The following is a 15,019-nucleotide window of genomic DNA, read 5'->3' as shown; positions in this document are numbered from 1 at the left end:
TCACAGGTTAAACCCTTTGAAGTGCACCTCTTTTATGAATTATTTTGCCTAGAACGCAAATTCACGATATTGCGTTTGAACTGAAACCCATTTTGTCACCGTAAACTCTTCCACCACCCACGGGTTACCAAAGCGGCCTAAACCACTTGCTTTGTTTCCACCAAATGGGATATGAGGTGCATCATTTACAGTCTGATCGTTAATATGAGTCATTCCTGCCTCGACTTGAAGAGCCAACTCTTCTCCTCTCACAAGGTCGCTAGTAAAGATAGCTGAGCTGAGCCCCATTTCTGTATCATTGGCAATTTCAATTGCCTCTTCATCACTTGACGCTTTAATAATAGAAGCAATTGGAGCAAACAACTCGCTTTGGGCAAGTTTGCTCGAATTATCAACATTCGTAAATACAAATGGTGTCAAAATATTACCTACCCGTTCACCCTCAAGGGCAACGGTAGCACCTTCCGCTTTAGCCTCCTCAATATAACGAATAGCTTTATCCATTTGAGTTTTATTAATAAGAGGTCCAATAACCGTTTTTGGATTGCTTGTATCCCCGTATGGAAGGGATTTAACCTTATCAACAAATTTACTCACAAATTCATCATGTTTATCTTCATGGACAATGATACGGTTAATAATCATGCAAATTTGTCCTTGATGAATGAACTTCCCAAAAACAGCCGCATCTACTGCACGGTCGACATCCGCATCAGACAGGACTATAAATGGACTATTACCACCAAGTTCAAGAGCCACACGTTTTAAGTTACGGCCTGCTATCTCTCCAATCTTACGACCTACTGCTGTTGAGCCAGTAAAGCTGATTAACTGCGAATGTGGGTTTGTTAATAGATCATCGCCAATCTCCTCTAAATCAGTCATAATCACATTGAGCACACCTTTTGGAAGTCCAGCATGTTCAAAGGCTTTAGCAATTATGGTTCCTCCGCTTAACCCAACTTGAATGTCTGGTTTATGCACCACTGCATTCCCCAAAGCAATAGCAGGTGCAATGGTCCTCATAGAAAGGTTCATTGGGAAATTAAATGGAGAAATAGATGTAATAACGCCTAAAGGCACTCGGTGTATCTGATTTAATTTGCCTTCAACATGTCCAGGCACTTCCTTTTTAGTGAATACTTCATCTGCATATTTAATGGATTCCTCTAAAAATTCAAGCGTCAGATGTAATTCCACATTTGATTTTAATACAGTGCCCCCTGTTTCACGACCTAGGATACTAACGATTTCTTCACGATTGTCCTTCAGATATTGAGCAGCTTTACTTAAGACGTCTCTTCTCTCTTCAACTGTACTTTTTGCCCATACTTTTTGAGCTTCTTTAGCTGCAACAAAGGCTTCCGAAACTTGCTCTTTTGTTGCTAAAGTCATTGTAGCAATAAGAGATTGATCATATGGATTGGAGATTTTATACGTTCGTTTGCTAGATCCTGCTACCCATTTTCCATCGATAAAGCTTTTGTCGTAATTTTCGAAATTCTCCACAGACAAGTCACCCTTTCATCTCTTTACTAAAATACTACCCTCACCTAAACAATCACTTAGTAAACGCTTACATATACTATAAAATATTTAAGTTGCAAATAAAATAGATGCGTTCTTGTAGGTGCAACAAAATTAAAACAAAAATAAAAAAACTTAAAATTAAGCTTAATTGAACGATTTTCCCCCTCTAGCTTTCACTTCAACAACAAGCTCTATTTCAAGAGGAATACGATAGGGCAAGGATTCAACACCGATAGCAGATCTTGCATGCCCGCCTCTCTCTACTCCAAAGATACTTATTAAAACATCTGATGCACTATCTAGAATATGAGGAAGTTGGTCAAAATCAGACTGACAATTAATATACCCTGTCATTTTTATAATTTGTACTACATGGTTTAAGCTCCCTAAATGACTTTTTATCGAACCGAGACAGTTAATTACCGTTTGCTTTGCAGCTTCCCTTCCCTCTTCTATCGTTAAATCAGTTCCAACTTTCCCCTGGTAAAGTAATTCATCTCCCACTCTGCAATCATGTCCAGACGTGTAGAGAATATTCCCTGCTTGCTTTACGGACAATAGTGATACACCTTTTGGTGTAAATGCGGTTGGAAGGTTTATCTTTAATTGGTTCAATTTCTCTTCATACGACAACTTTATCTCCTCACTTCGATTAATCTAACCTCGCATTAGGTTTGGTAAAGTCATAACAATTTCCGGGAAGATTACTAAAATGATAGTAAAGATCATCATTGCGATTAACATTGGTGTAACGCCTCTAAAAATAGTTTGAATTGGAATATCTTTAGCGACCCCGTTAATTACGTATACACTAATACCAAGTGGCGGAGTGACAACTCCCATATTAAATACCATAACCATAATAATCCCAAACCAAATTCCATCAAATCCTAATTGAATAACCAAAGGATACACGATTGGCAACGTTAATACGAGAATAGCTATCCCTTCTAGGAAAAGGCCTAGTAAGAAATAGATTAATAAGATGATGGCAATGATTACAAATGGTGACACATCTAAACCAATTACCATCGATGTCACTGCGGTTGGTACTCTACTCATTGCTAAAAATTGCCCAAATAAAGTAGCTCCAATCAAAATAATAAAAATCATTGATGTTAAACGAATGGTTTCTTCTAAAGAATCAAAAAATCCTTTCCAACCTAAGCGTTTCGTTAACACAGAAAACAATAATGCTCCTAATGCTCCTACCCCTCCAGCTTCTGTTGGTGTAAAGAAGCCGAAATAGATCCCGCCAATACTAAGCATAAATATTAAAACAAACGGCCAAATTTTTCCGAATGAACCCATTCTTGCTTTAAATGTTGAAGGTGTCTGAACGTTTGGAGCAAGTGATGGGTCACGCTTTACCCTAATATAAACTGTCAACATAAATAAAAATGTCAGTAAAATACCTGGCACAATACCAGCTATTAAAAGTGCGCCTACAGGCTCCATTGTCAGCACCCCATATAAAATGAGAATGACACTAGGAGGAATTAAAACGCCGAGAGTCCCGCCTGCTGCTACACAAGCTGAGGATAAACTAGGCTTATAGTTGTAATCCTTCATCTCTGGAATCGCGACCTTAGCAAGTGTCGCAGTCGTCGCATTTGCAGAACCAGAAATCGATGAAAAAATTGCTGCAGCTCCGATTGTAGCCATTCCAAGACCGCCTCGGACATGCCCTACCCAGTGATCAACCGCTTTAAATAAATCTTTCGCTAAGCCACTATAGGATAAAAACATACCCATTAAAATAAACATCGGCATTACACTTAAACTATATTTACTGGCTGTCCCAAAGGCACTCATCCCAAGCTGTGCTAGAGCGACATTTGATCCAGATAATGTAAGGTATCCGGTAAAACCAACGAGTAACAGAGCAATGCCCACTTGTACTCGTAGTAAAATTAAAATAAATAGAGTAACAATCCCTATGACTCCTATCAATTCAGGACTCATTTGGATTCACCACCTTCCGGAGCGCTTTCAATAAATCTAAAATTACTGTTAATGCATAAAGTAAAATTCCAACAGCGCATACAATGACAAACATATATACCGGAAGTCTAAGGTCCCCGGTTACATTATTTGAAATTTGCTGAGCATAGAGAAATGTTTGTCTAGACATCAACCCAAGAATAGACAACATAATTAAATACGTAATAATATCAACAACCGCTTGACCGCGGACTGGTAATTTATCAATCAGCACGCCAACTGAGATGTGTCCTTTTTTCTGCTGAGTATACCCTAAGCTCAGAAAGACAATTAAGGCTAACCATAAGTAAGTTAGCTCATAAGTGCCTGTAACAGGACGCCATAAAAAGCGTCCTGTTACATCACTAAAGGTTAATATCATCATTAAAAAAAGGAGGGCAGCTGATATTTTGGCTGATATATTGTTTAGAAAACTAACCACCATCTCAAACGAATGTATCAACTTTGTCATAAGTCATTACTCTCCTTGATCACGCAGTCTAATAGCCTCATCAAAAATTGCTTGGCCAGGTAATCCTTGTGCTTCCATTTCTTCAACCCACTCTTCATTCAAGTGTTCAAGTGGTGCTTTCCAAGCATCAAGCTCTTCATCAGAAATTTCATAGATTTCAATACCGCCTTCTCTTGCAGCGTTCCAACCACCTTCGCCGTCCTCATCATAAATTTCTCCGGCTTTAAGAGCCATTGCTTCACCCATTAATTCTTCAATAGCCACTTGATCCTCTTCAGCGATTTGAGACCAAGTATTTGGATTTATTACTACAAATAAGCTGCTCGTATAGAAGTCACCTTTTGTGATATAGCCTGTCACATCAGCTAGCTGAAAGTTCGTAATAACTGAGGCTGGAGCTAGTGCACCATCAACAACCCCTCTTTGCATTGCTTCATAAACATCACCCATTGGCATTGATACAGGTATCGCCCCGTATGCTTCTAGAATGCCGTTAGCTGCAGGTGACGGCGTTCTAATCCTTAAGCCATTTAAATCTTCAGGTGATTGGATAGGTTTATCGACAGTTAAAAGTTGAGCTGGATCATTTTTAAATAACCATGCAACCTTCGTTCCTTCATGTTCTTCAGCAATTTCAGGGAACTGTTCATGCAAGTTCCAGAAAATCTCCGTTGATTCCACTGCGTTCCCACCCATAAAAGGCAGCTCTGTTACCCCTGTTAATGGGAATCTGCCTGGTGTATATCCGTGAAGAGCCATAGACATATCAGCAACACCATTCACAACTAAATCATATTGGGCATTCGATTCACCAAGTGCATTAGCCGGATACATCGTACCCGTAACACGTCCTTCTGTTACCTCTTCCACCTGCTCAATGAATGGTTCAAATAAGTCAGTATGCTGTGGATGGGGACCAGGCATAAAAGAGGAGATTGATAGATCTACTACTGCCCCAGATGGAGCAGGTGTATCTTCTTCCGCTTCTGCTGTAGGAGAACCTCCCGTTGATTCGCTTCCTCCACAAGCTACAAGTGCACTTAGAGCCACACTTACCACACCGAACCCTAGTAAACGCTTCCATTTCTCTTTCTTCATAAACATTCACCCCTTTAATATGATTAAATTCCACTTCTATTTTTTACATAGTCAACTAGAAATGACTAAAAGGTATAGCACTTTTACCTGCCAGTTACACGAACATCGATGACTGCCGAACGCCCTCCCTTAACAACTTCTATTGCTTTTTTAAGCTCTTGTTTTAAAATATCTGGACTTGTAATAGTTACTGCATAGGCCCCGCCAGCAGCTTCGGCTACTTTTGCGAGATCTGAAGATGGGCCAAACTTCGTCCAAAATTCCCCTATCTCATTTGCAACACCATTTGGATGAACACCAAGGGCCGAAAATTTTGGTGCATTCCATTGTTCGTTATTATAAATAACCGTTAAAAATGGAACATTGTATTTACGTGACATCCAATGTACAGGAGTTGGATTACTGAATATGTAGCATCCATCCCCGCTTAAGCTGACAACGAGTTTATCAGGTGATGCTAACTTGGCACCGATTGAAGCCCCCCCATTCCATCCGAGTGAACTTGCCCCCATACTGAAGTATGTGCCTGGTTTCTCCCTAGGCAGATGTTTATTAACCGTGGAGAAGTTTGTTATTGTTTCACTCATTATGATGGTTTCACTATCAACTACCTCTCTAATACAAGTTGTTAAGAATTCGGGGGTAATAGACCCTTCAGTTGTTGGTGCCTCTAATGCTGCCCAGTCTATCCGCTGCTTTGAGTGATAGTCTGAAACTTTATTGTATCGACTTGTGACGAGCTTTTCATTAATTGTTTGATGAGTAAGGAATTCATTTATTTGCTGTAGAACAATATGAGTATCAGCTTTGAAGTAACTTTCTGATGGAATATACCATAACGGTGTTTTTTCTTTTAGTGGGTCAACATCGACATAGTATATTTTACAATTCTCTTGAGGCTTATTATTTAATGGAATCCATGGAACATCACTATCAAGAACTAGTATAAGGTCAGCATTAGCCAATTGCTCGTCTTGAACAGGTTCATTCCAAACATACCCTACATGAAGCGGATGTTCAGATGGAAAATTCATATAACTTGGTGCAGATTCTAGGACAGGTATGGCTAATCTTTCAGCAAGCTTTATTAGCTCTTCCACACTTTCATGGTTCCTACCTAAGTATGTTGTGACAATGAGCGGATTTTCTGCTTGGAGTAACTCACTGCCAATCTCTGCAATTCTGTTTGGGGGAATTGCACTAGGTGACAATGCTCCCCACTTACTTAAATCAAGTGTTACTTCCTCTACCTTTTCTTCAAGAACTTCTCTTGCTGCCATTAGATATACAGGACCTTTTGGATCACTAGTTGCAAGCTGCATTGATCGTTGAAGTAATTGCTTTACATTTTTCCCTGTTCTTATTTCATTTGTATATTTCGTGTACTCTCTTACAATTCCACGTTGATCTGAAACATCTTGTATCCAATGAATATACTCATTCCTGCTCCCCATCAGTTCCCCTTCTTGCGTAGCTGGGGAAGTCCCTGCAAAAATCAATACTGGAATTCGTCCTCTGGCTGCATTATGAACAGCCCCTCCTAAGTTCTGTGTCCCGCAGTCCACATGAATTAAGACAACTTGAGGTTCACCAGTTAATTGAGCATAACCATGAGCAGCGCTCAAGGCGACCATTTCATGCTGGCAAATAAGGACCTCTGGCATTTCCCTGCCTTCTTGTTGGAATCTAGCAAAACTCTCAATAAGTGCAGGGTGATCACTACCTAGATTCGCAAAAATATAGGATACCCCCATCTCTTGGAACGCTTCTAGCATTTGATCTGCTGTTGTATAAACCCGCTTTTCAACCGAGATATTTTTATTAGTATTCTGAAGCTTCATTCTCAGTCCCCCTTTTATTTGAAGCGCTTACATTATTTTTGTTTAAATAACTGAATATTTTAAATTATACTTCTTTTACATCTTATCATATGGTAAATTATATGAATAATATAAAAAAAGTCTTGATTATATACTTTTTTCATATAGATAGGAGTGAAAAGTAATGGATATGCGTCAACTTCGATACTTTGTGACGGTAGTCGATGAGGGACAAATTACCCTGGCTGCTCAGAAATTAAATATGGCTCAGCCCCCTTTAAGTCAATCAATTAAAAAAATGGAGCATGAAATTGGTGCAAAACTTTTGGTTCGTCATGGACGAAAACTAGAAGTCACTGAAGCTGGAGAAGTTCTCTATTCAAAAGGTCTTCAACTTCTTAACACATTTGATGAAACACTAGGGGCAGTTAGAGAGACTGGCGAAGGAATGAGGGGTACATTATCTCTCGGATGTGTCATGACGTGCATCCATCAATTGCCCGAGAGAGTTCAAACCTTCCATAGGCTATACCCGCAGGTTAAATTAAAAATCTTAGGGGGTGACCCTCACCAATTATCTGAACTAGTAGAAAGCAGAGACATTGAGCTGGCTATCGTTCGATCGCCTTTGCATTATAAAAATGTGAATATGATAGAAATAGCTAATGACCCCTTTGTCTTCATAGTTCCTAAAAGTTGGACAGATGTCTCTTCTTTATCTTCTATCACCATGAACCAAATCTCAGAATATCCACTCATTGCTCTGCACCGTGTAAATGGAATTGGGATTTATGAAATTATATTAGATGAATTTAGGCGTCATGGAATTAAACCTAAGTACATTTGTGAATCTCCTGACGCAACAATATTACTCTCAATTGTTAAAGCTGGTATAGGAGCTATTTTATTACCTGAGTCAGCATTGTTTAACTTTACAAGTAAAGATCTTGCCACAATTAAAATTGATGATTTTTCAGCAACTACTCAAACATGTGTAATTTGGCAGAAAGACCGCTATATATCGAAGGCTGCGAGAAAGTTTATAGAATTGTTTTCATAGGAAAGGAGTAAGGAAGCGCTTTCACTCTTCCCTACTCCTTTTTCACATATTAAAAGCTTACTTTAAGACTCGCGTACGTTCTGCTACATCTTCATCAATTTCAATGCCCAAACCTGGTTTATTACAAGCTGTCAGAAAAATACCCTCTTCGCTCTTCACTTCCTTAAACATTGGACCTTTTAATAAAGAATTCTGGAAGGAGGTGCGATCTGGCGTAAAGTATTCTATCCATTTAACATTAAATAAACCTACCGCTAATGGGATATGAATTTGTTGAAGATTCCAAGGTGAGACTGGTACATTCAATGCTGTTGCATAATTATATATTTTTAACCATTCAGTAATTCCTCCAGTCGCACTCGCATTAGGCTGTATAATATCTACTGCTTTTGAGTCTATTAGCTGTCTAAATTCATTTAATCCTCCGTTTTGTTCACCACCTGTAATATAAGTATGACCTGCTCGTTCACGGACTCGTATATAACCAGGAATATCTTCAGGTGCCACTGGTTCCTCCAACCAATATACGTTATAAGGCTCCCAAGCTTTAAGTTGTTGAATAGCAGTGTCTGCATCCCATGTACCATTTACATCCACTAAGAGTTTAATATCTGGCCCGATTGCTTCTCGTACCGCTTGAACTCTCATTGTAGACTCTTTAATAGAGACCGCGGTTTTACTCCCCCTAATTTTAACTGCTGTATGGCCCCTCTCAACATATTCTACGGCTTTCTCACCTAATTTTTCAGGAGGTAATTGATGACCTACATTTGCATAAGTTAATACTTGATCACGATGATTGCCAAATAGATCAGATATTGGTAAATTTTGTGCTTTACCCTTAATATCCCATAGTGCAAAGTCGATAGCTGCAATACAATCCCTAATCATACCCCTCATTCCTATTCTCCAAGGTCCTTCAAATAATTTTTGCCATATTCGTTCAGTGTAAAGAGGATTTTCCCCAATAATGTTGTTTCTTAAGTTCCTTGAAATCAAAGTTGCAGCAATATCTCCAGTTACCCCGTGAGAAAAAACAGGCGTGCCAATAAAGCTGATTCCTGTGATATCGGTATCCGTATGAACTTTTATAATGAGTATTTCATGCCCCTCTGCATGTGCCATATCAGGATTAGCCATTTGTAAATAACGTTCAACAGCTACATCTGTTATTTTCATATAATTCCCCTCTCTCCTTTTAATTTAAGTCACTCTATTGAGATATACTTCTATCGTATCGTCAACAAACTTCGCAGATTTTTCAAATTTCCCTCTTTCATCTTTAGATATCTCCCACTCATCAATACTAAGTATGCCTTTATTACTTATTGTTAAGGGTACTCCTAAGCTTACATTTGATACACCATATTCCCCATTTAAAATAGCAGACCCTATAATTGTAGAAGATTGCAAAGATAACAGTTTGTTTATTACTTGACCCATTCCTCTGGCTGTTGTCCACCCTGTGGTTCTATTAATACTTAATTTGTTAAATTTATGAAACCATCCGTTTAATTCATTAAGAATCTTTTCTTTAATATCATATGGAACTGTTGAAGAAAATTTATTGATAACTACTTGACTAAAGAGAGGTACTTGACTACTACCATGTTCACCAATAACAGGACTGAAAACATAATCAGTTGGAGTTAATTTCATTACTTTTCTAATTGCCCATTCAAACCTCAGACTATCGTTCATTGTATATCCTATAAGCTTATGCCTACTAAATCCAAATTCTTTATATAAGTAATAGTTTAAAATATCGACTGGATTTGATGCCGTTATTATTATTGAGTCGGGTGCGTGGATACTTAATTTCTTTCCAAACTCTTTAAATAACTTTAAATTTCCTTCTAGAAATTCATTACGTGAGGAAACATCATTTCGATTTGGTATACCAGCCGTAATAACAACTACATCTGAATTTTTTAGATTCTCATATGAGCCAGAATATATATCCTTATTAGGAAAAGCATTCTGTAAGTCCAATAAGTGGTTTAATAATAGTTTTTCATTGACATCTAATAAACATATTTCAGTAATTTCAATATTACTTGCTAAATCATAGGCAATTGCAGCTCCTAGTGTTCCTGCTGCACCAATTATTGAAACCTTGTACATTACATACCTCCTCCAATCCTTTTACCTAGTACAAGATGATATATTACGTATGAGGTAATACTTCGACTAATTATTCCTCTAGCTCTAAGAAAATAGATTCATAATGATTAACTTCATCGTTTAAAAATGTCTCATATTCTTGCGACCCCAACCAGCCATCTTTCAAATGTAAAAATTGACTTTCAGCAAACTCTTGATATCGTTCGGTATTAAGAGCTTCTAATAAAGCTTCTTCTAATTTATTTTTTATTCCGTCAGATACCTCAGACCGCATAACAAATCCTCTAGACATCCCAGATGTTAAGTTCCATCCCATTTCTTCAGTAGTTGGAATATCCGAATAATCTTCTAACCTCTCTTCTGCAAATAGCAAGAGCATTTTGGCACTTCCGTCCTCAATCATTGAAATAGCAGGTCCTGGTTCTTCTAATAAAGCATCAACGTGCCCACCAAGAAGAGCAGTATGCATTTGTCCTGCATTCTCAAAAGCTACATAATTCAAATTTATCCCCGCTTCTTTTTCAAAGCTTTTTACTGTCAATTCATCTATACCTAAAGACGCTGTTCCACCAATCGTGACTTTACCAGGGTTAGATGTTGCTTTGGAAATAAAAGCATTAATATCTTCAAATTCTCCGTCTTTAACTAAAATAGTGTACATATCATCATGAAATCTAGCTAATGAACTAACCTTCCCATCTTCAAGGTAATTTTCTGTTCGATTTGCAGCTATATTAATCTGAAAATCCGAAACGGTAGCTAAAACAGTGTAACCATCGGCTGGCATGCTCATCAGTTCTTGTGTTGCAATAGCTCCAGCTGCTCCAGGGTGATTCACAACATTTACATTTACATCCAATATATCCGAAAGTTCTCTTGCAACTGCACGAGCAAAAGTATCAGTTCCTCCCCCAGGTCCGCCCCCCGCAATAATATCTATAGATCTTGTAGGGAAATCTGTCTCGCTAGAATCTGAATTTATTACCCCTTCTGTTTCAGTTTCTGCAGCCTCACCAGTCACTTCTTCATCTTGACTACAACCAGCCATCATTACTACAACTAGAATAATTAGCATAAACCATTTTTTATTCATTGCATCTCCCCCTAAAAATTAATATTAGATTTATTTTTGTTTTTATTACTAATAAACCATTTTTTAATTGTAGGAAACACTAACGCTACAAATGCTAAACTGAGCAGAGTAGCACTAATTGGTCTTGTGAAAAATACTGTAAAGTCTCCGCCCGAAATTTGTAAGGTTCGTCTGAACTCTTCTTCTATCATAGGCCCCAATACGACCCCGAGTATTATAGTAGCAATCGGAAACTTGAGCTTTTCTAGGTAATATCCAACTATGCCGAATAACAACATTATGCCAACATCAAACATTGAGTTTCTCACTGCAAATGTCCCAATGATACATAATATAATTATAATTGGTCCTAAAATCGTGTAAGATATTTTAACAGTATAAGAAAACATTGTTATAAAGGGCTTCGCAAATACTAAGATCAATATGTTTACAATAATAAGTCCAGCAAAAATGGTATAGACTAAGTTAATTTCATTAGTAAACAACATTGGCCCTGGTTGTAAACCATGTAGTATAAATGCTCCCAATATAACGGCTGTAGTTGCACTTCCTGGGATGCCCAAAGATAATAGTGGCACCATAGCTCCCATTGCTGCAGCATTGTTAGCTGATTCAGGTGCTGCTATACCATGTGGGTGACCAGTTCCAAACTTTTCAGGGGTCTTAGACCAACGAACTGATTCGCTATAACTTAGTAGTGCAGCCGTTGTTGCACCAACGCCTGGCAAAACACCTACAAAAACACCTAAAAGTGATGAACGAGCTATTGTTCCTGCTATTTTCTTTAAAATAAATGCTTCAAAGATTTTCGTTTTTACTTTTTGTACATTATTTTTTATTCTATGATCCTCTCTAGTTCTTCTTAATACTTCTGAGATGGCAAAGAGTCCTATTAAAATAGGTACGAATCCAACTCCTGACATGAGATTAGGATAATCAAATGTGAATCTTGTGTTGCCAGAAAGCACGTCAATGCCAATTGTCGCTATAAATAACCCTATGAGTACGCCTATTAAGCCTCTTAGTAAGTCTCCTCCACTAAGTGATGCTACAACTGTTAATCCTAATACTGCTAAAGCAAAATATTCTGGGGAGGAAAATTTTAATGCAAAATCAGCTAATAAAGGGGTCAAAAAGATTAAAAAGATTACTCCTATTAAACCTCCTGCTACAGAACTGAAAATAGCAATACCTAGAGCCCTTCCAGGTTCACCATTTTTAGACATAGGATACCCATCGAAAATGGTTGCTATTGCCTCAGGAGAACCAGGTGTACGGAATAAAATTGCGCTAATCATTCCAGAAAAAACGGCTGCTGCATATATACCTGTCAAAAGTAAAAAGGCTGTGGTAGTTTCCATACCATAAGTAATCGGCAACAATATAATTACAAGCATAGCCCCACTGATTCCTGGCATTGCCCCACCTAAAAAACCTATAGTTACAGCTAGAAGTAATATTAATAAGTGTATAGGGTCTAATACTTGTAAAAACCCATTTAGTAGATTGGTTATTTTAACCTCCCCCTCAATAAGTCTAGAGTCAATAAATTAATAGACTAAAAGCCCTGAAAATTCCAACCCCTCTAGGGAGAGGCACATTTAAAACAATTGTAAAAACATAAACTATAACAAAACTACTACTTAAAGCTGTAATTATTAATTTAATCCAATTACTCATTCCAAGTAAAAATGCTAATATAAAAATAAAAAACGGTGTTGCAGTTAAAAAGCCTAATATATTTATCGATAAAACGTAACTAAATATTAAAAGCGTTACTATTAGATGCATTCTAGGAAACTTGATTTCTATTACATCACCCCGATCTTGTGTTTCCACCTCTCCTCGATATTGAAGCGCTTTCATTTTTTTCGAACTTTTGACGAGTAATATAATTCCCAAACTCATTAAGAGCAATAAAACAGTGGTAGGCCATGCACCTGCACCGATGTTACTACTAGTACCAATTGGCAATTTTAAAGACTGAATTAAAAAAAACATAGAGAAAACTACTATTAATAACGAAAAAATAATGTTAGGCATGATACCACACCTCCGTCTAAATGTAATGTAATTAGCTTTACTTTACCCCCTCTCTAGTTAAAATTATAAGAAAATTTAGAAAAAATAGTTGTTTATTATACTTTTAAAATATATATTTTAGTTATAAAAAGTGGATTTACTCATCAAAAAGAAAGAGGGTGTTTAAATTTAATAAGAAATTCAGGCTTACATTTCAAACAAAGATAATTTTTTTCGTAACTCTTATTACTTTTATAACTCTTGTAATTGTAAGTATTTCTACCTATACAATCTTGCATAATTCTGTAGAAGAATCTGTTGGTAATTATACGTTGAAGGTAGCTCAAATCCTTTCAAAAATGGACGTTGTAGAAGAGACCCTTAAGGCACCTCCAAAAAATAATAATCTTCAAAGTTCATATGAAAATTATTTAAAAGAGGTTTCAACAAGTGATCAGATCTTCATGGTATTAATTAATCAGGAAGGATTAAGATACACACATCCTAACAACAATTTAATTGGTAAACATATTACAGGTGACGATATTAATGAAGCCTTAAATGGTAAAACTTATATTTCTAAAGCGAAAGGTATATCAGGTACTACAATACGAACTTTCGTGCCGATTGTCGATTCTAATACGAATAAACAAATAGGGGTAATTTCAATTGGAATTTCCCAATCAAATTTAACAGCCGTTGCAAAAGAATATGTACAATCTCTATTTTTTTGGATTCTTGTGACATTATTAATTGGTTTTTTAGCTTCAATAATTCTCTCGAAACGAATCAAAAAAGTCTTACATGGATTTGAACCAAATGAAATTGCCTCTTTATTTAGGGAGAAAGATGCTATTTTGGAGTCGATGAGTGAGGGAATCATAGCTATTGATAATGATCAGAGGATTATACTCGTTAATAAGTCAGCGCAAAAATTACTCTCTCTTGAAAAATACTTAGCAGGGAAAAAAGTTGATGAAATTACAGTTTTTAAATCAATTTTTTCCTATATAAACAAAATTAGTCCTGGAGAGAGTATTGAGATACTTGTAAACAATATAATTATTTTAGCAAATTATTATCCTTATTTATCAGACAACAAGAAAGAATTAGGAATGATCGTTACATTTCGGGATATAACTGAGGTTCAAGAAATGGCAAATAAATTAACTGGTGTGGAACAATATATAGATGGTCTACGAGCAAAATCACATGAGTTTATGAATAAATTGCAAACGCTTTCAGGTTTAATTGAATTAAAACAGTATGATAAAGTGCACGCTTACATTGCTCAGACGACACATAAACAGCAAGAAATTATGACCTTTTTTAAAGATAGAATTAAAGAACCAAAGATTACAGGATTATTATTAGGGAAATTTCAACAAGCTGAAGAACTACATATCGATATTGTCTTTACTCCTGGTAGCTATTTAGGGGTTCTACCCAAAAATATACCCGTTAATAGCATTGCATTAGTATTAGGTAACCTTTTACAAAATGCAATGGATGCTTTAGTGGAGACTCAAAACGGAGAGATTCACCTCACCATACTTGATTCACCAGATTCTATCAAAATAGTTGTGGAAGATAATGGAGCAGGTATAAACTCCTCGGTAAAGGACGTCATCTTTATCAAAGGTTTTTCTACCAAGGGTGAAGAACGAGGAATTGGCTTGCACTTAGTTAAGTACCATATAAATCACATTTTAAATGGCAGTATAATATTTGATTCTGTATTAGAGGAAGGGACTTCTTTTTTTATAACTATACCAAAATAATGTTTATGATAAGGTGTAACTTTAGAAATTTTTAAC

13 protein-coding genes are annotated in these 15,019 nt (G+C 36.9%); 2 read left to right on the top strand and 11 right to left on the bottom strand.

Annotated features, from left to right (window positions below):
- Positions 1–48: 48 nt before the first annotated feature.
- The 6 genes from BPOF4_RS04700 to BPOF4_RS04675 all read right to left on the bottom strand — a co-directional run bounded on the left by BPOF4_RS04700 (position 49) and on the right by BPOF4_RS04675 (position 6,924).
- The gene (locus BPOF4_RS04700; RefSeq protein ID WP_012957925.1) at positions 49–1,509 is read right to left on the bottom strand and encodes an aldehyde dehydrogenase family protein; all 1,461 of its coding nucleotides are present in this window, start codon (positions 1,507–1,509) and stop codon (positions 49–51) included.
- Between the two features lie 165 nt (positions 1,510–1,674).
- Positions 1,675–2,163, bottom strand: coding sequence for a RidA family protein (locus BPOF4_RS04695; protein WP_012957924.1), 489 nt, complete (start codon positions 2,161–2,163; stop codon positions 1,675–1,677).
- Positions 2,164–2,187: 24 nt separating this feature from the next.
- Positions 2,188–3,495 (bottom strand): TRAP transporter large permease, encoded by a 1,308-nt coding sequence (locus BPOF4_RS04690; RefSeq protein ID WP_012957923.1) that lies wholly within the window; start codon positions 3,493–3,495, stop codon positions 2,188–2,190.
- Positions 3,485–3,985 (bottom strand): TRAP transporter small permease subunit, encoded by a 501-nt coding sequence (locus tag BPOF4_RS04685; protein ID WP_012957922.1) that lies wholly within the window; start codon positions 3,983–3,985, stop codon positions 3,485–3,487. The genes BPOF4_RS04690 and BPOF4_RS04685 overlap by 11 nt, the downstream gene beginning before the upstream one ends.
- Before the next feature lie 6 nt (positions 3,986–3,991).
- Entirely contained in the window at positions 3,992–5,083 is a 1,092-nt protein-coding gene (locus BPOF4_RS04680) for a TRAP transporter substrate-binding protein (protein WP_012957921.1), read from the bottom strand.
- Between the two features lie 83 nt (positions 5,084–5,166).
- Entirely contained in the window at positions 5,167–6,924 is a 1,758-nt protein-coding gene (locus BPOF4_RS04675) for a thiamine pyrophosphate-requiring protein (RefSeq protein WP_012957920.1), read from the bottom strand.
- A 163-nt stretch (positions 6,925–7,087) separates the two neighbouring features.
- On the opposite strand from BPOF4_RS04675, the gene BPOF4_RS04670 reads away from it, so the two are divergent.
- On the top strand, positions 7,088–7,963 hold the full coding sequence (locus tag BPOF4_RS04670) for a LysR family transcriptional regulator (protein WP_012957919.1): 876 nt from the start codon (positions 7,088–7,090) through the stop codon (positions 7,961–7,963).
- Positions 7,964–8,020: 57 nt separating this feature from the next.
- On the opposite strand, the gene BPOF4_RS21115 is transcribed toward BPOF4_RS04670, so the two are convergent.
- The 5 genes from BPOF4_RS21115 to BPOF4_RS04645 all read right to left on the bottom strand — a co-directional run bounded on the left by BPOF4_RS21115 (position 8,021) and on the right by BPOF4_RS04645 (position 13,223).
- Positions 8,021–9,142: a mandelate racemase/muconate lactonizing enzyme family protein gene (locus BPOF4_RS21115; RefSeq protein WP_012957918.1), complete on the bottom strand. Its 1,122-nt coding sequence runs from the start codon at positions 9,140–9,142 to the stop codon at positions 8,021–8,023.
- A 24-nt stretch (positions 9,143–9,166) separates the two neighbouring features.
- Positions 9,167–10,087, bottom strand: coding sequence for a malate dehydrogenase (locus tag BPOF4_RS04660; protein WP_012957917.1), 921 nt, complete (start codon positions 10,085–10,087; stop codon positions 9,167–9,169).
- Positions 10,088–10,157: 70 nt separating this feature from the next.
- Positions 10,158–11,180, bottom strand: a complete 1,023-nt coding sequence (locus BPOF4_RS04655) for a tripartite tricarboxylate transporter substrate binding protein (protein WP_012957916.1) — start codon at positions 11,178–11,180, stop codon at positions 10,158–10,160.
- An 11-nt stretch (positions 11,181–11,191) separates the two neighbouring features.
- Positions 11,192–12,640, bottom strand: a complete 1,449-nt coding sequence (locus tag BPOF4_RS04650) for a tripartite tricarboxylate transporter permease (RefSeq protein ID WP_274378534.1) — start codon at positions 12,638–12,640, stop codon at positions 11,192–11,194.
- Positions 12,641–12,722: 82 nt separating this feature from the next.
- The gene (locus BPOF4_RS04645) at positions 12,723–13,223 is read right to left on the bottom strand and encodes a tripartite tricarboxylate transporter TctB family protein (protein ID WP_012957914.1); all 501 of its coding nucleotides are present in this window, start codon (positions 13,221–13,223) and stop codon (positions 12,723–12,725) included.
- A 272-nt stretch (positions 13,224–13,495) separates the two neighbouring features.
- On the opposite strand from BPOF4_RS04645, the gene BPOF4_RS04640 reads away from it, so the two are divergent.
- Positions 13,496–14,983 carry an ATP-binding protein gene (locus tag BPOF4_RS04640; protein ID WP_158305552.1) on the top strand — a complete coding sequence of 496 codons (1,488 nt, stop codon included), beginning with the start codon at positions 13,496–13,498 and terminating at the stop codon, positions 14,981–14,983.
- Positions 14,984–15,019: the final 36 nt, after the last annotated feature.

The sequence above is a fragment of the Alkalihalophilus pseudofirmus OF4 genome (genome assembly GCF_000005825.2).
Taxonomy (GTDB): domain Bacteria; phylum Bacillota; class Bacilli; order Bacillales; family Bacillaceae_D; genus Alkalihalophilus; species Alkalihalophilus pseudofirmus.
This window is presented reverse-complemented; position numbering and strand designations above follow the sequence as displayed.